Annotated in this window: 21 protein-coding genes and 2 pseudogenes; 13 read left to right on the forward strand and 10 right to left on the reverse strand. The window is 60.0% G+C overall.

The window, feature by feature from the left end; all coding sequences use genetic code 11:
* Nucleotides 1-1,585: 1,585 nt before the first annotated feature.
* Both AC1TQG_RS10605 and AC1TQG_RS10610 read right to left on the reverse strand, forming a co-directional pair.
* Complete coding sequence (locus AC1TQG_RS10605; protein ID WP_482136871.1) at nucleotides 1,586-2,296, reverse strand: lipoprotein LpqH; 711 nt, start codon at nucleotides 2,294-2,296, stop codon at nucleotides 1,586-1,588.
* Nucleotides 2,296-3,441: an ATP-binding protein gene (locus tag AC1TQG_RS10610; protein WP_482136872.1), complete on the reverse strand. Its 1,146-nt coding sequence runs from the start codon at nucleotides 3,439-3,441 to the stop codon at nucleotides 2,296-2,298. Before AC1TQG_RS10610 ends, AC1TQG_RS10605 begins: the two co-directional genes overlap by 1 nt.
* Before the next feature lie 203 nt (nucleotides 3,442-3,644).
* Here AC1TQG_RS10610 and AC1TQG_RS10615 point away from each other — a divergent pair, with 203 nt between their 5' ends.
* A complete protein-coding gene (locus AC1TQG_RS10615) occupies nucleotides 3,645-4,397 on the forward strand; it encodes a hypothetical protein (RefSeq protein ID WP_482136873.1) in 753 nt (250 codons plus the stop codon).
* A 58-nt stretch (nucleotides 4,398-4,455) separates the two neighbouring features.
* Here the strand turns inward: AC1TQG_RS10615 and AC1TQG_RS10620 are convergent, their stop codons facing one another.
* A complete protein-coding gene (locus AC1TQG_RS10620) occupies nucleotides 4,456-5,943 on the reverse strand; it encodes a PIN domain-containing protein (RefSeq protein ID WP_482136874.1) in 1,488 nt (495 codons plus the stop codon).
* A 346-nt stretch (nucleotides 5,944-6,289) separates the two neighbouring features.
* Here AC1TQG_RS10620 and AC1TQG_RS10625 point away from each other — a divergent pair.
* From AC1TQG_RS10625 to AC1TQG_RS10635, 3 genes and pseudogenes are all read left to right on the forward strand, one after another.
* A pseudogene (locus tag AC1TQG_RS10625) lies at nucleotides 6,290-6,553 on the forward strand (DNA cytosine methyltransferase); the annotation flags it as partial.
* A 54-nt stretch (nucleotides 6,554-6,607) separates the two neighbouring features.
* A complete protein-coding gene (locus AC1TQG_RS10630; protein ID WP_482137321.1) occupies nucleotides 6,608-7,813 on the forward strand; it encodes a DNA cytosine methyltransferase in 1,206 nt (401 codons plus the stop codon).
* A 756-nt stretch (nucleotides 7,814-8,569) separates the two neighbouring features.
* Nucleotides 8,570-9,325 (forward strand): TIR domain-containing protein, encoded by a 756-nt coding sequence (locus tag AC1TQG_RS10635; protein ID WP_482136875.1) that lies wholly within the window; start codon nucleotides 8,570-8,572, stop codon nucleotides 9,323-9,325.
* 13 nt (nucleotides 9,326-9,338) lie between these two features.
* Here the strand turns inward: AC1TQG_RS10635 and AC1TQG_RS10640 are convergent, their stop codons facing one another.
* The 4 genes from AC1TQG_RS10640 to AC1TQG_RS10655 form a co-directional block, all read right to left on the reverse strand.
* Entirely contained in the window at nucleotides 9,339-9,557 is a 219-nt protein-coding gene (locus tag AC1TQG_RS10640) for a hypothetical protein (protein WP_482136876.1), read from the reverse strand.
* A gap of 8 nt (nucleotides 9,558-9,565) precedes the next feature.
* Nucleotides 9,566-9,781: a hypothetical protein gene (locus AC1TQG_RS10645; RefSeq protein WP_482136877.1), complete on the reverse strand. Its 216-nt coding sequence runs from the start codon at nucleotides 9,779-9,781 to the stop codon at nucleotides 9,566-9,568.
* Nucleotides 9,782-9,845: 64 nt separating this feature from the next.
* Nucleotides 9,846-10,130, reverse strand: coding sequence for a hypothetical protein (locus AC1TQG_RS10650; RefSeq protein ID WP_482136878.1), 285 nt, complete (start codon nucleotides 10,128-10,130; stop codon nucleotides 9,846-9,848).
* A 14-nt stretch (nucleotides 10,131-10,144) separates the two neighbouring features.
* Nucleotides 10,145-10,399, reverse strand: a complete 255-nt coding sequence (locus AC1TQG_RS10655) for a DUF6349 family protein (RefSeq protein ID WP_482136879.1) — start codon at nucleotides 10,397-10,399, stop codon at nucleotides 10,145-10,147.
* Here AC1TQG_RS10655 and AC1TQG_RS10660 point away from each other — a divergent pair.
* On the forward strand, nucleotides 10,297-10,524 hold the full coding sequence (locus AC1TQG_RS10660; RefSeq protein ID WP_482137322.1) for a tyrosine-type recombinase/integrase: 228 nt from the start codon (nucleotides 10,297-10,299) through the stop codon (nucleotides 10,522-10,524). The two genes, AC1TQG_RS10655 and AC1TQG_RS10660, sit on opposite strands and share 103 nt — an antisense overlap.
* 152 nt (nucleotides 10,525-10,676) lie before the next feature.
* A complete protein-coding gene (locus tag AC1TQG_RS10665) occupies nucleotides 10,677-10,976 on the forward strand; it encodes a putative quinol monooxygenase (RefSeq protein WP_482136880.1) in 300 nt (99 codons plus the stop codon).
* A 97-nt stretch (nucleotides 10,977-11,073) separates the two neighbouring features.
* Here AC1TQG_RS10665 and AC1TQG_RS10670 read toward each other — a convergent pair.
* The 3 genes and pseudogenes from AC1TQG_RS10670 to AC1TQG_RS10680 form a co-directional block, all read right to left on the reverse strand.
* Nucleotides 11,074-11,328 (reverse strand): annotated as a pseudogene (locus AC1TQG_RS10670) (Tn3 family transposase); the annotation flags it as partial.
* Between the two features lie 81 nt (nucleotides 11,329-11,409).
* Complete coding sequence (locus AC1TQG_RS10675) at nucleotides 11,410-11,613, reverse strand: hypothetical protein (protein WP_482136881.1); 204 nt, start codon at nucleotides 11,611-11,613, stop codon at nucleotides 11,410-11,412.
* A 16-nt stretch (nucleotides 11,614-11,629) separates the two neighbouring features.
* A complete protein-coding gene (locus AC1TQG_RS10680) occupies nucleotides 11,630-12,073 on the reverse strand; it encodes a hypothetical protein (protein WP_482136882.1) in 444 nt (147 codons plus the stop codon).
* A gap of 29 nt (nucleotides 12,074-12,102) precedes the next feature.
* Between AC1TQG_RS10680 and AC1TQG_RS10685 the strand changes: the two genes are divergently transcribed.
* The 7 genes from AC1TQG_RS10685 (at nucleotide 12,103) to AC1TQG_RS10715 (ending at nucleotide 16,382) form a co-directional block, all read left to right on the forward strand.
* Nucleotides 12,103-12,381, forward strand: coding sequence for a hypothetical protein (locus AC1TQG_RS10685; RefSeq protein WP_482136883.1), 279 nt, complete (start codon nucleotides 12,103-12,105; stop codon nucleotides 12,379-12,381).
* A 307-nt stretch (nucleotides 12,382-12,688) separates the two neighbouring features.
* Complete coding sequence (gene nrdH, locus AC1TQG_RS10690) at nucleotides 12,689-12,931, forward strand: glutaredoxin-like protein NrdH (protein ID WP_482137323.1); 243 nt, start codon at nucleotides 12,689-12,691, stop codon at nucleotides 12,929-12,931.
* 226 nt (nucleotides 12,932-13,157) lie between these two features.
* Nucleotides 13,158-13,784 (forward strand): DnaB-like helicase N-terminal domain-containing protein, encoded by a 627-nt coding sequence (locus AC1TQG_RS10695; RefSeq protein WP_482136884.1) that lies wholly within the window; start codon nucleotides 13,158-13,160, stop codon nucleotides 13,782-13,784.
* Between the two features lie 6 nt (nucleotides 13,785-13,790).
* On the forward strand, nucleotides 13,791-14,003 hold the full coding sequence (locus tag AC1TQG_RS10700) for a hypothetical protein (protein ID WP_482136885.1): 213 nt from the start codon (nucleotides 13,791-13,793) through the stop codon (nucleotides 14,001-14,003).
* A gap of 79 nt (nucleotides 14,004-14,082) precedes the next feature.
* Entirely contained in the window at nucleotides 14,083-14,460 is a 378-nt protein-coding gene (locus AC1TQG_RS10705; protein WP_482136886.1) for a hypothetical protein, read from the forward strand.
* A 340-nt stretch (nucleotides 14,461-14,800) separates the two neighbouring features.
* Nucleotides 14,801-15,328, forward strand: coding sequence for a CPBP family glutamic-type intramembrane protease (locus AC1TQG_RS10710; RefSeq protein WP_482136887.1), 528 nt, complete (start codon nucleotides 14,801-14,803; stop codon nucleotides 15,326-15,328).
* 463 nt (nucleotides 15,329-15,791) lie between these two features.
* Nucleotides 15,792-16,382 carry a hypothetical protein gene (locus tag AC1TQG_RS10715; protein ID WP_482136888.1) on the forward strand — a complete coding sequence of 197 codons (591 nt, stop codon included), beginning with the start codon at nucleotides 15,792-15,794 and terminating at the stop codon, nucleotides 16,380-16,382.
* Nucleotides 16,383-16,420 lie beyond the last annotated feature (38 nt).

Consider the following 16,420-nt stretch of genomic DNA (forward strand, 5'->3'; position numbering starts at 1 on the left):
CCGAGCACGACCGAGCCGAGCACGACCGAGCCGAGCACGACCGAGCCGAGCACGACCGAGCCACCAGCAGTTCCACGGGGCCCTGCCGACAATACGATCGCTGCCGCCGTGACTGAGCCGACCGCTCCTGTGCGAACTACCTCAGATGAGGGTCTATTTTTCGGTACGGCGCGTGCGCTTCTGTGTTCTAATAAGCCGCTGAGTCGGTTCGTCGGAAAGCGTTTCTTTACATGCGGCGTCTCGGGTTGGAAGTTCGTGCTTCGGGTGAAGACTCAGGCAGGGATAGAGGACGTCTATTGGGCAAAGGGGTTCTTCTATTTCGACCAACTGTCATTTGCAACCTCCATGAAGTCAAGTGTCCGAGTACGTATTTCGCAGCGTGTGTCGGCAGGGGTCCTTCCTAGCGGGACTCCCTTGCAAGCGACGATGCTCGCGACAGCACCGGACGGCAACAGTGTCACTCGGAGCCCGAGTACACCGGTGGTTGGTGCCGTGTCTGCCGTGTCTAGCCCGACTCAGTTGTTCGAGTTTACGCAGAATGGTGTTTCTGACACGCCAGGAACTATCCGGCACTTCCAACCGAATGTCGGAATTTCCCTGGGCGGTGATTTGTTCAGGGAGTTCAACTTCAATCAGGTTCGTTGCGACTCGCTGACATACATACGCGGTTCTGGTTGCGTAATGAGGCCCAATATTGACAATAAGAACGTCCCAGTCTTTGACTTGACCGCTGGGCCAAGTAACAATACTCAGCTCTACGACCATGTCCTTTGGGCGCAAAACTCTCTGCTAGCTGGGAACCCGGCCGCTGTAACCAACCCTTTGTCTACCGTGCGCGTTGAGAAATTGACGAGAATAATGAAGTCCGACTCCCAATACGGGAAGAATCGTTCCTACGCCTGCCCGTATAGGAAGAAATACTATAAACCAACTGTCACGCCGGTTGTAAGCTGCGACGAGTATCCTTTCGCTGCCACCAGGGAGGGAGCTGGGAAGTACTATCCAAACGGAGGCAGAACTTTCTACTTCTGCTCAATGACGAACCCACTCAGAGGACCGGCTGTGGGGCCACTCTTTCCTGATGGTGGACTTGTGGAAAACAAAGGCATACAAGGCTGGAGTTCGTGTTTCATCCCAGATTCGCAGAATAAGTCCGGCGGTGGATTAATGCCCTCCTTCTATGATAAGAACCGTGTTCTTGGTTACAATGAAGACCCGGATGGGTACGTCGTTTATGCTTACCATGCTTAACAGTTGGTAACGAAGGTGTTGGTTGATGACTTAGTCTCAACCAACACCTTTCGTGCGGTTCGGTATGAAGGTCATTGACTACTGGTGACAGCCCGGAGGCTAGCGATCCGAATGTCCACAACATCGGTGAGGGCTCGTCGCCTCGCTCACTCAACCACCAGCTCAGCAGGAGACTTCGCCTACTAAACAGGCAGGCCTGGCACTGGTTATTGGTGTGTTGCTTTGGGGGTGACCGTTGACGGCACTAGGCGGTGCAGGTTGGGAGCGCGCACGTTAGTGCGGCGCGCCGGTGCCGAGGCCAGCGTCTTGCGATGTGAAGCCCTTCGCGGTGTTTTCATGGTGTCGGGACTGGTGGCTGTTGGCACGTCGCTTTCGCAGCGACCGTTTTGGTGCGCGCGGGGTCGAAGGCATCGGGTGCGCTGCCGGTAATGGCATAGGTGTCTGGCGTTTCGCGTGTTGCGGTGGCGGATCCGGTGGGGCTCTCGCCTTTTACGTTGGCGACGTACACGATGTCGGTGACGTTAGGACCTACGGAGCGGATGATGCTGATTCGCTCGACGATCGGTGCAGGGCCAAGTAGGTCGGTCAGTTCGATCGTGAAGGTTCCGACACCGACTCCGGTGTTGTAGTCGTTGTAGCCGTAACCCTGGGTCTCGGCGGAAACGGTCACTTCGTTGCCATCTTCGCTTCGTGTGCAGGTCTGGGTGAACTCGATGAGGTTGAGTTGTTGGTTGTCCACGGTGCCTTCGACGGTTGCGCGGTGAAGCGTTGCTTCAGGGTCCGGCGGCTCGCTGGTCTCTATGTCCCATTCGACCTCGAAAGTGTTGCTTTCCGACACCTGGGGTGGTTCAGCTGGATCGCTGGTGCAGGCAGAGAGTATGCATGCCGCCGTAGCGATCGCGGCTAGGTTGAACCTTCTCATCTGATTCCCCTCAGAGACAGTGCGTATTCTGCCTGGAGCGATTATGCAGCACGCGGACTGCGGGCCGGAAAATCTTCTCCTTGTACGGTGACAAAACTGTGCCCGTTGCTGCATGCGGGTCATCAGTCTTCGTGTTGTCTTGCGATGAAGGCGGCCATGCCGGGAACCGTGAAGCTGATTCGGCCGCGTTCGGGGGCGTAGATGATGCCCTTGTCGATGAGGCTGGCTCGGTGTGGGCCGGCGGCATTCTGAGTGATCGACAGTGTGGCAGTGCGGGGTGCGGCTTCTCCGGTGTCGGCTATCGCCCGTAGATATTTGCGTTCGGCTGGGGTTGCTCGGTCCCATCTGGACGGGAAGAAGCCATGGTCGAGTTGCTCTGTGCCGATGTCGATGGCTGCCTCGGCATCAAGGCGGGTGAACGGGGAGCGGGGAGCGACATCCCACATCGCTGAGCCGAACTCTTGCAGGAAATAAGGGTATCCCTCGGTCGCTTGCACGATCATTTCCAGAGCATCCGCGCTGTAGCTGCCGCCCATTGACTCGGAGGGATCAGCGAGTGCATGGCAGGCCTGCGCGTGGTCGAGAGGGCCGATGGTGCGATACAGAAAGAGCCGTTCTGCGTAGGAGCGTGCCTCCGCGAGCACCGATGGCAGGCTCGGTAGTCCAGCTCCGATGACGTAGAACGGCCAATCTTCTTGGTTGGCGCGGTGCTGGGCTACCACGAGGGCAGACATCAGATCCTGATCGAGGTCTTGCATTTCGTCGACGAAGATCGCTAACGCTGTGCCGGTGCTGCGTACGGTCTCGCCGATGGATTCGATGATCTCTTCGATGTCGAAGGCCACGTCCTCGCTGGCGTGGGAAGGAGCGGCCATCGACACGCCGGCCACAGACAGCGAGGAACCCTCGATCAGGCTGAGAATCTTGTCGGCGCCCTGTTTGAAGGCGTGTTTGCGACTGTAGCGACGTAGCCCTTGCCGTAGTGAGGAGGCGAGTTGGCGGTGGTTGGTGCGGGCACCCGCTGAGGTGCTCTGCGCCTCCATGGCCACGGTGTACCAGCCGTGATGTTCAGCGTGACCGCGCAGGTGGGTGAGCAGGGCTGTTTTGCCGACCCCCCGAAGACCATGGAGGACCATTCCCCGCCCGTACTTGCGGGACTTCGCTCGAGCCACGAGCAAGTCGAAGGCCTCGATTTCGTGATCGCGACCCTGTAGAGACGGCGGCTTACGCCCGGAACCGGGTGTGTAGGGGTTCAGGGCTGGATCCATGGCGTCACTGTAACACTCTGTAACCCTGTATAAGCAATTCATTACAAATGCCTATATAGTCTTACGGAAGCAGAGTGTTGTCTCCAGGGCTATCGCAGTCTCGGGTGGTGTTCTGAAAACGAACCTTTTCGGAACGTGCCGAAGATGAGGGTCGTAGCCCCAACTTCTGGGCGGTTGCCTCGCGAGTACGGGAGAATCTTGGAATGGCAGGTGAAAGCGATTCACACGGAACAGAGGACAGTGATGGTCCTCAGGCTGGCGACGATGTGCTCTCCAACATTCCGCTTGGCACCGATGCGCGACGCAAACTATACGAACAGTTCGTCATGTGGGGCCCCGATCGCGAGGTAGTGCCGAATCGTTGGCTAATACGCCTTGGTGAGTCTGCTGAGAATCCCTCGAGCATCAAACCCTTGAGCATCAAACGCTCGCGCAGCAACCGGAGCTGGCTGAGGCGCGGGCCGGCGGCCAAGCTGCGCTCGTCTGTTGAGCGTCGGCTGGGCGAAACGCATTCCTCCAATCGGGATGCACTCATCGGTTTGGTCGCGGAGTCGGACTTACGCGCGTACGAGTGTCGACGCGCCAGCAGGCGTTGGCGACGCGCATACTTTTCGTTGGGTCTACCAGCTGCTGTGTTGGCAGGGGTCTCTGGTGCAGGGGCGTTGGCTGACGAGAGGCTGCGCATAGCGGCGGGGTTGATTGCTCTCGTTTCGGCCGGATGCTCTGCTGCTGCAACATTTTTGAGCAGTGACGTAAGAGCGGATACCAGTGATCAACTTGGAGCCGCGTGGCAGGAGCTTGCTGATGATGCGCGGATGGAAGTGCTCCGCACCAAAGGTCGGAGGGAGGCTGAGGATATCGCCGACACGCTTCTTGCTCTTCATCGACGAAAGAGCGCGTTGATGCGAGGAGATTTAGCAGTCTCCGGTCAGCCAGCCGCGCTAGCGGCCGATTGATGAGTGTGCCAAAGCGTTCGTTGATGGCACAGAGATCCGTATAGAGCCGGGTTCAGCCTCAATCCTCGGTCTCGTCGGTAGGGGTACCCGGATCAATGTTTGATGATCGATCCGTTGGACTTCCTGATGCATCGTCACTTGCGTCATCGGAGTCTTCTGTCGAACCCGCACTTTCGTCGAAGTCGGGGGCATTGAAGTATGCGGAGGTGTCGATCGGCGGCACTAGGTCTTTGAACATATGAGCGGTGTCGATCGATGGCACGAGGTCTTTCAACAGGTTGGCGGTGTTGCCGCCCAGGTCTAAGTCTCTGAACATTGCGGTGTTGCCGCCCAGGTCTAAGTCTCTGAACGCGTTGCCCAGGTCTAAGTCTCTGAACGCGTTGCCCAGGTCTAAGTTTCTGAACATTGCGGCGTTGCCGCCCAGGTCTAAGTCTCTGAACAGCACTGGATGAGTATTCGGATTCAGATGAAGGTATCTGTCGAAGAGACTGGAGTTTCGGAGCTGCTCCCATGCGGCCTTGCCGGGGTCGTCGGGGAGTGCTTCTACTGCATCGATTTCGAGTTCTTCAACGAGCCCTGTTGCATCAATGCTGACCCGAGCCGACACTCGTGACGGTTTTCGAATCTCGAAGTCGAGCGCGGCATGTACGCCGAGTTCGGCATCGGCGGCGATCTGTGCTGTCCAGGTTCCTCCTGGCCGGCGAGCCACGTCCTGGAACCGGAAGTCTGGATCGATAGCGGTTGAATCCGTGATCTGGGCAAACCTGGTGAAAAGTGGCAACGCCGCAGCCTCGGGGTCGAGCTCGAAGCGAAGCAGATGCTCCTTGAGAGTGGAGGCAAGATGATCTTTGTTCAGCTGGTCGATTAGGGCGCTGCGTCCCTGTTCGTCGAGAGGCGAGTACTCGCTTGCCAGGTGTGGCTCAAGTCGGTGGAGTCGATCTAGATACTTGACCTGGTCCTCGGTGCTGTCTGCTCGCAGATCGGCGAGCAGCTCTTCATGTAGCGGTAGAGGTAGGTCTTCGCGGCTCTTATTCCTTCCGAAATCGCCTGTGTTGTCACTGATGAACCAGACATCGCAACCGGGGTGGGTCCGCGCAACCTCGCGCACTGTATGCCAGATCAGGGCGTCGCGAAGACCATCCTTACTTCCCTTGTTATACGGCTTTCGACCGTCCGCTGCCCACTCGGCGAGCTCCATGAGCGAGATTGATTCGGGAGGTGGAACAACCTCTGCACTAAGCGCTTTCAGTTCGTCTCTGAGCTTCTCTGGATATGCCGCGACCGCGTCAGCGATGGCCTCAACCATCGAGGCTTGAGCCTCATTCTGTTTCAGAGCTTGGCAAAACCTGATGTCCGTAAGCGCTGCCATCTGCGCTACCCATTTCTCCTGTACCTTCTTGATCGTTTCCATGACGACCACTTCCGGGACTACAACGCGCAGGTTCCATTCCGCTGCGTTGTTCCGCAAGTCATCCCACTGTTTGCCGTACAAGTCGGGAGTCGGAACGAGGATGTTGGTGTCGAGGACGATGAAGGTTGGGCGCACAGTAGTAATTCTGACTCAATTGCGACAGAAGCATGCCAGTTGACTCTTCAGAGCTCGAATGTCTGCTACTACTCCGTAGTCGAGGGTGGAGTATGCAGGTCTGTCCGAGCTCCACGCCCTGGTCGATTCTCGTTCCAATGGTCGACGGTTGCGGGTAGCCAGCCGCGGTAGCGGCCTATGACTCCATCTTCGGGGGGAAGCTTGTAGCGCTTCAGGGTGTCTGGCGAAACTCCAACGCGCGCAGCGAATTCCGCCAAGCTTAAGTATCGGATCGTTGCCACAAAACAGATTCTAACCCATTGACCTTACCCCTACATAGGGTTAAGGTTGGGTCATGTTGGAACTTATGGACTGGTTTTGCGGGGCAGGTGGATCGTCGCAGGGTGTTGAGTCGGTGCCTGGTGTGCGTGTTTCGCGTGCGGCGAATCACTGGTCAAAGGCGGTCGAGTCGCATGCCGCAAATTTTCCCGAGGCTGACCACTACCTCGGGGACATTCGTCTTGCGCCGGTGGAGAAGTGGCCGGTCGCGGACTTGTTTTGGGCATCTCCTGAATGCCCGCAGTGGTCAGGGGCTCGCGGTAAGAAGCGAGACTTCGCCGACACCATGCAGGGCGATTTGTTTGACACTCCACGTGATGATGAGGCCGACCGCTCACGTGCCCTCATGGAGGAAGTCCCGATGTACCTCGCGGGCGTGATTGCTCGGGGTGGACGGGTGCGAGCGGGCGTGGTGGAAAACGTTGTCGAGGTGCGGGGTTGGGACCAGTGGGATCGCTGGATCGGTGAAATCCGGGCGCTCGGCTACCGCACTCGAGTTATTGCGATCAACTCGATGCACGCTCAGCCAGGTCGTACCGCACCTGCACCTCAGTCCCGAGATCGGCTGTATGTGGCCTACTGGGATCAGGGCCTCGGGCGAGAACCCGACTGGGACAAATGGCTTCGGCCCCGTGCGTTCTGCGACAGCTGTGAACAGTGGGTCGATGCCCTCCAGGTGTTCAAGCGACAGGGGGCGGATATGGGCCGCTACCGGCAGCAATACCTGTACCGCTGCCCAAATGTGGCGTGCCGCTACGCCGTGCTCGAACCGCCGGCGACCCCCGCTGCGCACGCGATTGACTGGACATTGCAGGGAACACGGATCGGGGACCGGGATCGACCGCTCGCGGAGAAGACCGTTGCGCGGATCAAAGCAGGCATCGACCGCTACTGGTCGAGTGATGCAGAACCGGCAGAAACCATCAGCGGGCGCAGCAGGGCACTGACAGTCCCTGTCGAGGGTCGGATCGGCAAAACCGCAGTTCCGGCGTCCGTGCCACTGCGCACCATGACCACCCGCAATGAGACCGGACTTGCCTACCCACCATTCATCACCGAATTACGTGGTGGGAGTAGTGATGTGCGCGCAGTGAGTGATCCTCTCGCCACCGTCACAGCCTCGGGCAACCACCACGGACTCATTACCAGCTACTACGGCAACGGTGGAACCGTCACTACTGCTGCACCTCTGCCGACGTGCACCACGGTCGAGCGGCACGCGCTGCTCATGCGCAACAACAACGGCGGGGCCGAGATGACCACACCGGTGACCGAAGTGGCACGCACCGTCACCACGGCCGGCCACCAATCGCTACTCGAAACCACGCACGTACCAGTGGATCTGGCTGACGTGCTGTTTCGGATGCTCGAACCGCACGAAATTGGGCGGGCGATGGCCTTCGCCGACACGTACGTCGTCCTGGGGAACAAGCGCCAGCGAGTCCGCCAGTACGGAAACGCCGTCACCCCGCCGGTCGCGGAAGTGATCGTGTCGGCCCTGGTCGAGGCAATTTCTGGTGAGACCATAGAGCGTTGGCCAGCGGTCGCTTGAGGATGTCAGACGTGCAAGATACGACGGCCCGACAATCGGCGGTCAGCGGACGGTAGGGAGGGAGCGAGGGTGGGTATGAATCTTGTTGATGTCGAGATTGGGCCTCGAAAGGTCGGAGGTCGCTACCGGTCGCACTATTGGGGGCACACCTACACGGTGCTGAGCATTGATCGGGGACCTGATCCGTCGAGCCCGACGTGGTCGATGACAGTCCGGGACGACGATTCTGGACAAACGCGCACGCACGGGACGGGATGGGATGACCGCGACACGGTGATCGCCGAAGGTCGCGGTCAGTAAGGGATTCAGAACATCGCGTGCGCTTGCGGCATGAGTCATGCCAGTCTGGGGCAGAATTGCTGCATGACTGCTCGGATGGAGCGCATCTCATGGTCTTGTCGTTGTGGCAGCAACGCGGGGAAGGTGAACAAAAGGTGCAAGAGATGCGGAACGCCGATCTCTCCATCCACCGAGACCAGGTCGCTGAAGTGGTCTGGGCATGTCGCCCCTGAAGTCGTGGCTACGGCCCTTGGCCTGCGGCAGAGTGATAATCGGGTCGAGGCGATCTTGAGTGCGAAGGCTTCGTTAGAGCGGTGTCGGGAAGAGGAAGCAATGAGAGTCGGTCTGAGGTTGTCGGGTCCGTTTAGCGCCGCGTTCAGTGGCGGGGGTGGACCGAGTCAGTCTCAGATCGACACTGCGCTACAGAGTGCGCTGATCGAATCAAAAAAGTACAAAGGAATCAATAAGCAGGCCAAAGTGTCAGGTGCCTTCGAGGACGCTGACGATGAGACAGCACGGGCGCTCGCAACGGAACTCGTTGATATTCTGCAATATCTTTTCGGTGATGATCCGAGCGACCGTGACATGCGCATGGTGAGGAAGATGCAGGCGGCTGTTAAAGCGGCCGGCGGGGAACTAACCGACTCCGGTGGACTGCGCTGGAACCATGTCGATGCTCCTGAGTCGAGCCGACACGAGCCAGTATCGAGTAGCATTACCGCTCCTAGTCGCCGTGCTGGTTCGGCGACGGTGACTGCCAGGTCCGCCCGTATAAGCGCGCCAGTGAAGGAGACCCCGACAGTGGCCAAAGACAGGATCTTCATCGTTCATGGGCACAACACCGCGTTCCGCCATGAAGTGGAGAACTGGCTGAATAACCGTGGCCTAAAACCGCTCACGCTCGCCGAAGAAGCGAGCGGTGGTAGGACTCTAATCGAGAAGTTCGAGCATTACGCAGCGCACGTCGGCTACGCGATCATCCTCGCCACTCCCGACGATGTTGGGCGGGCGGTTGCGGACACAGACCTTAAGCTACGGGCAAGGCAGAATGTAGTTTTCGAGATGGGCTACTTCCTGGGACAGCTCGGGCGAGGCAAAGTCGCTGTCATCACTGACGGCGACATCGAGCACCCCTCGGACATCAACGGACTTGTCTACATAGGCAGGCAAGGCAACTGGATGGAAGAACTGCGTCGGGAGTTCGGTGCAGCAGGCTTTATCCTGACACCCTAACGATCGCCCCTGCTTAGAGAAGGTCGTGGCGTTGGAGGACTTTGCGTAGGCCGCCGGGTGAGAGGTCGCCGGCCTTTTGGAGTTCGGTCCAGGAAGCCCCGGCCTTCTTGGCAGCGAGAATGTGGGTGTCGCGGTCTGCGAGGAGCTCGCTGACGGCTTGTTGGGCAGCTGAGAGGGCTTCGATGGAGCGGCGGAGCGCTTGGAGTTCGGTGTCTTTGGTTGCCTCGGCCACGGTGGGCACTATACCGGCCGAGTGCCTTGGTGTAGCTCGCGCGCGAGGTCGCTGAGTGTGGGGGAGCTGGTGCGTAAGGCTCGCTGGTAGGCGGCTTTGACCGCCGATGATTCGTTGATCGTCAGTTGGGCGTCGATGGGAAGCCTGGTGACCAGTGCTGCGATGGCGTCGAGGTTGAGCGGTGCGGATGGTTCGTTGATCAATGTGATCAATCTGTGGCGCATGGGTACCTCGACCGTGGATTGAGCTGGGTTGCAGAGGTTTTGAGTATCGCACCGGGATGTGACATCACCGTGTCGTGTAGGGCGGGCTGATACTCGCCTCGAGGAATGTGGCGGCAGATGATGAGAAGTCGTGGGGTTCGGGATCGGCGAAGCCAGTGTCGTGGGCGACGCAATGATGGAGCACGGCAAGCCTGGCCAGCGCGATACCGAGATCGGAATGGGTTTCGGTCCACTCGTTGACGACGTTGTCGGTCCACCACAACACGAACCCGTCCCTGGTTGGGATGACTTTCGCGAGCGTGTCGGGCAGGTCGGCGGTGACGATGGCGGGGGCTTGGCGGTAGTCCATGAAAAGTCCTTTGATCAGGCGGTATGGGCGAGGGAATGGGCGGCGACGTCGTAGCCACCCCAGGGGGATCGGCCAGGGATGGCGCGGGCACCGTTGTGATCGCGGTCGGTGATGATGGGCCAGCCTTCGGGCCGATCGCCGTAGAGGTTGGCAACGCGCCGCCGAACTGTTCGAGGCCCACACCGAGCACTACGACGACGGCCCGTACACGGTGCACCAGTTGCGGCACTCGCGGTTGACCCACGCGGCAGAGGACGGCACGTCCACACCGGTGCTGATGAAACTGTCCGGACATTCCTCGGTGCGAAGCCTCGCCAAATACGCCCGAGTGTCCGATGAGGGGTTGGTGCGGTATCAGGCCGAGACCGACCCCGCCGCGCGGCGGCGGAGGTGACTTGGCGCGCGCCCCCGCAGCGCGGCCGTCGCGCGGTCGGTCAGGTGGTTTGCGACAGTGGGCTCTGGGGCCGGTGGGAGAAGCACACTGCGCGGGCTTGAAAACGATTCCCAGGCGCGGGCAGTCGGTGGCTCGAAGTATTGTCTGACGACATGTTCATGATTCACGGTCGGCTCGGTGCCAAACCCGGCAAACGGGACGAGTTGCTGAAAGTCCTCGTAGAGGGCGAGCACACGGAGCCGATGCCAGGGTGTCGGCTCTACGTCGTTGCCATCGACGAGACAGACCCCGACGGCGTATGGGCAACCGAGATATGGGAATCCGAATCGGACCATACGGCTTCGTTGCAGCTTGACGTGGTCAGGGAACGAATTTCGCGTGCGATGCCGTTGGTCGACACCGCTGGTATCCGTCAGCAACGGCTGGATGCCCGAGCTGGGATTCCTGATTGAACCAAGGGCCCATCACGTGGCGTGGGCCGGGAGTCCGGTGAAGAGTCCGCTACTGTGCAGCGCGGATCAGAACGGATCGGCGGTCCGGTGTGGCTGGTCAGTCGTCTTCGTGAGCCTCCGGGTCGCGCAGCGGCCGGTGGTTGCCGCCGAGGTCGGGCAGATGGAAGGCGTAGTGACCGTCGATGCCGATGTGGCCGCGGATAAACGCCGACATGCGTTCGGCGTCGGGATTGAGCACCGGGTAGCCCTGAGCGCGTAGCTGGTCCAAGGCGCGGTTGCTGTAGACGGTGTTCCACAACACCACGCAGTTGAGCACCAATCCTAGCGCCCCCAGCTGGTCTTCCATGCCCTCGTAGGCTTGGAATGCCATGGGTTTCACGCTCGGCTTGGGCATCAGCGGCAGCCATGTCGAAGAGGTCGAGTTGGATGGTCATCAGTTGTCTCCATGAAGTGAGTGCAGGCGGATAGCGCGGGCGGCGTCGCTGCCGCAGGCCGGGCCGAACAGGTCGGTGTCGATCACGCCGACGACCTTTTCCCCGCTGCCTTCTTCGCCTAGGCGGGCGGCGTCGGTGGCGCTGCCGACGGTGAGGTCAGACAGGTAGGTGCCGTCGTGGAAGTAGACGCGGTAGGTGGCCATGATGTGGTCCTTTGGTTCAGTGGTCGGTGAGGGTGAGCAGGTCGAGTAGGTCTTCGGGTTGATCGATGGTGTCGATGCCGAACACTCTGCGCAGCAACTGAGTTGCCCCGATTCCGAGTGGATCGTCGCTGGCACGACACTGTCGCAGATCAGCGATCACGCTGGCGGGCAAGGAAACGGCGAATGCGGTGAGTTGGGCAGTGGTGACCACAACTTCGCCCCGGTAGGTGGGGTGGTAGTGCAGTCCGGAGGTGATGACGCCGTATGCGCAGCGGAATCCGCCGCGTAGCCAGTCCGGGCCTTCGCCCCGGCGCTGTCCGTTGGTGCTGCCGCTCATCGAGGTCATCAGTGCGCTGATGCCCCGTTTGGGGTCGATGAGGCAATCGAGCATCTGCCAACCAGTCACGGCGTAGCAGAGCCAACGCTGATCTTTGGTGAGTGTTCCGGAGGCTCTTCCCATACCGCTACTATACCAGGTATAGTGCAACCATGGAAGCAATCAAACCGACTGAGGCGTATGACTTTTACTTTGCTGCCGAGATGAGCGTGTGCCGATTTCCCGGATGCACGCATTCGGTGCCGCATGACGAAACGGCCAGATATTGCCGCTGGTGCCAGGAAGCGTATGGCCCATCGGGATTTCTCGACGATGACCTGGTGGAACTGTTCGCCGGGCCGCGCGCAGAGAGGGTGGGCTGCGAGTGCTGCGGAGAGTTGCAGATCTGCACCCTGACCGCGGCTGGATGGATGTGCATCGACTGTCAGTGATCCTGTGCGTCAATGCCGTTGGGGGTATTTCCGGATCACCCGACTGTCTCCAGGCTCCGGGGAGCGCGTCAAGCAGGCATGCGCCAATACCTGGCACGCGCTGCGCTTATTTCGCACCAGCTCTCACCGCCTGCAACTGGACACCCACCCCGGCGCCCAGAGGTCGGCATGTATCAGGAAATGACAGCCCTGAAATGCCCTCTGTGCAGGGATAACTCTAGTGAAAGTGGTTGCGGCACAACATAATTCACGATATCATGGATACATGAAGCAGGGCCAGTCGCACGAGACCGAAGGATTCGACACCATGACTGATGCAGCGATCACCGTCTACAGCAAGCCTGCGTGTGTGCAGTGCAACGCCACCTACAAAGCCCTCGACAAAAACGGGCTCGACTACCAAATCGTCGACATCACCGAAAACCCCCAAGCACGCGACTACGTCATGAGCCTGGGCTACCTCCAAGCCCCCGTCGTCGTCACCGGAAATCAGCACTGGTCAGGCTTCCGCCCCGACCACATCAAAAACCTGACCCGCACCGCAGCCTGAAAGGACACTGGAAATGGCTACTACAACTCCGGGGACGATGAATCCTGACACCAACGATTGCTGCCCCGTCTGTGGAGAGCACTTCAGTGATCCCCACGCTCCAGGCTGCGCGAACACGCCGGCCGACGAGGATTTCGACACAGAGGTCGACACCGCAACCAGCGGTGGGCGATCAACGCACTTACCGGCGTAGACACCGACACACACCACAGCAGGGAGCGAGACGATGGGCAATACGGCGAAAGGCTCCGAGCCCGAGCGTTCAGCGCAGGTGTTCGATCTGTACACCGGCGACCCTCCGGGACCGGAACTGGTCGACAGCAATGATCCTGCTGAGCAGGCCGAATCGTTCTTTCTATGCGCTTTGATGTGGGCAGACCGTGACACGGCATTGGCTGCCACCGAGTACGTGCGAGCGAGCGACTTTTACGGGCAGAGCGCGGCGGTGGTGTTCAGCATCATCCGCCAGATCCTCACCCAAGGCGGGGAAGAATCCCCCCATACCGCAGTCGCTGTGCTGAGCGAATTGCGCCGACGGGGACAGGCCCACACCGCCTCCCAGCTGACGATGCTGCTCAGCTACGTCGCAGACACTGCCACCGCCGCAAACCCCTGGTCACAAGGCCCTGCCATTTCAGGAGTCCAGGCCCCGGCCTATGCCGCCGGAGTTCTTGCGTTGGCGTACCGGCGGCTCTATCGAGCAGCAGGCGAAGGACTCATCCACGCCGCTGAAACCCTGCCCGAGGATCAACTGTTCGAGTACATGGCCCAGCATGGCCGCAAGGCCCGCGATGTGCGTGACCGGCTTGCAGCCCTGCGAGGAAACCCCGACGACATGCCAGCGGAGGGTTAGGCCGCAATGACCACCGGAGACAGCTCGCTCTACGCGCACGAAACCCCTGAAGACCGGGAGCGCATGGTCTACGACCTGCACTGCGGTGGCCGGCCATTGTCGGACCTGGCTGACATATTTGAAGCCAATGAGGCAGAGGTTCGTGCATGGATCGAGACGTACAAGACCCGCACCGACATCCAGGCGGCTGACGAGCAGCCGGGACTGTTCGACATCTGACAACCAAAAACTCACAGCTGCCGCAGGTGAGTAGTTATCCGACCCAGCCCGCGCTCTGACAAACCAGGGGGATTAAAAGATGGAATCGACGATCGAAATGCCAGGTGGCGAGGCTACCGTGACCGCGCTTGTTTACGTCATGCTTGGTACAGCTCTCTTGGTAGGGCTGTTCTGTTGCATGGTGGCGTTACGTGAACCTAACCGGGCTAAACGACATACCGTGTTCGCGCTCGCAGGTGGTGCGAGCGCGCTCTTTCTGGGCATCGCTCTTGGTGTACCGACCTTCGTCGGGAAAGGTCAGATTCCTGAGAGTGTCATCGCCCAGGTCATGATTTACGGCGCAGTCGGAGTTGCACTCTTCAGCGGTGCGGGCTGGCTTGTGACCTTGCGTAAGCCGTCACGAGAGCCATCCACGGTCGGTATGACGAAGCAACGCAAAGACGTTGGCGACGCGTGAGCATGTCGAAACGGGGAACGACGAACACCTTCCGTGGCATGTGATTCTGCGGCAAGAGCTTCGTGGTTTGCCCAGGTACTGGCCAAACGCGGTGGGGTGGGCCGCAGCATTCTGCACGTTGATAGCTGTTATCAGTGTGGGCTCGCTGGTAGTTGAGAGCTGGACAGCGTTCACCGGCGACAGCGGCACCAGTAGCGGCCGGGAAATGGCGAGCCAGGAGGCTATGGCCGGAGTATTTCTGGGAGCCTGCTCGACCGTTGGGGTCAGCGGGTTGGTGTGGTGGGACCGCCGCGTCAACAGGCTTGATCACCGCCCTCTATCTCGTCCGGGAACTCGGTGCGTGGCGACGTTCGCTGTCTTCGGCGTGGCGCTGGTTCTTGCTGCCGGGATCCAGATGTTTGCTCTTCCTGCAGGCGATGTGCCATCTGAGCGGTTGGGATGGGGAGCGGTGTGGACGCTTTCGGCAGGATTTATGGAAGAGCCCGTCTTCGCTGCACTGCCCACCGTAATTGCCAGCCGTTTTCAACGAAAGATGCTGGTTCTCGTTCCGCTCATCGCCTCTTCAGCGCTCTCGCGAGGAGTAATGCATCTGTACCAGGGATGGGAGCGAGGTGCGCTGGCCGTGGGCTGGGGAGCAGCGGCAGCGATCATCTACGCCATCGTGGGCTCATTGGTCGGACTGATCGCCGCACACCTACTCAACAACCTCACCGTCATTGCCTTAAATGTCACCGATGACTGGATCTGGGCGTGGGTGTGGGCCGGAGTTGTTGCCGCCGCACTGCTGTGGTCGATGACCCGCCGCCAAGAGCTGATCGTGGCGCTGTCGCCAAGGAGCACAACCTCGCTGGCGCTGGTGAAACAATGAGATTCAGTAGCGTTGTGCCGCTGTGCATTCGGGCGCAGTGGCTTTGATGTGCCTGCCGATCGTTGTGGCCGGGTGCGGCGTCGGACAAGTGCCGGGACCACGCCACCCCCAGTCGCTGCATCTGGGAATGGCTATTCAGCGAAGGTGATCCGGGTGGCTGACGGAGACATGACTGGTGCCGTGCTCGACTCCGGCATACCAGAACCAAAACAATCGGTACCGCAACGACTTTGAGTCTTCCGGAGTCGCAGCGCAGGCAAGGGAGGTGGGATTGTGGGGAGCTGTTGAGTCAGGCACTACACCGGGAGAGTGGTTGATAGTTCATGACGGCTGTTCGATGCTTGGGGCACTCTGCAACCAAATTGAATAGGCGTATCCAACATGGCTACCAGTAACTCTGCTGGTCGCGATGGCGACCAGTTGGATCTATTTGCCCAGCACAATCAGACAGAAAGTGGACATGATGAGCGAGGTCAGGGCAGCGGTCGAGACGAGATTTCGGACCGAGTTGGCCGAGATGGACCGCGCGACGTACGAGGACTTCGTGGTGGACAAGACCGCGGAGTTGGAACAGATGATCGCCGAGTTGACGGCGAGCACCGAGCACCAGGTGATCGCAACCTGGGAGCAGTCGATGGGACGGGCGGCGGACTATTCCGAACGGATGGGACTGCACAATCAAGCCCGGTCAGCGGCCCAGGAGCTGGTGTTGGAGCAGCAGCTGTGGGAGGGCTACCGGGCGGCGGAGGATCAGGAGTCGCCCGAGGACCAGGAACCGCCAGTCCAGTTACTACCGGCGATGGAGCGCTGGAAGCGTCCCGAGGCCAGCGAAGCGGAACCGGAGATCGAGCGGCTGACCGAGCAGGTGTGGCCGACCGAGACGACGGAGTTCCTGGGATTGGCGGGGGATCTGTTGCAGGCCCGCAGCGAGGACAACCTGCCGCTACCGATCGGCCCGGACGATCCACTGGCACAGGAACTCGGGACACTGGTGCGCGAGTATCAGGCACAACTCGACGCCGCCGTGGCGGAGCTGCGCGCGCGGCAGAGCTGACCGAAACCCAGGGACTGCTGTTTGAGTCCTTGGATGAT

This window comes from Williamsia sp. Y844 (assembly GCF_056786475.1).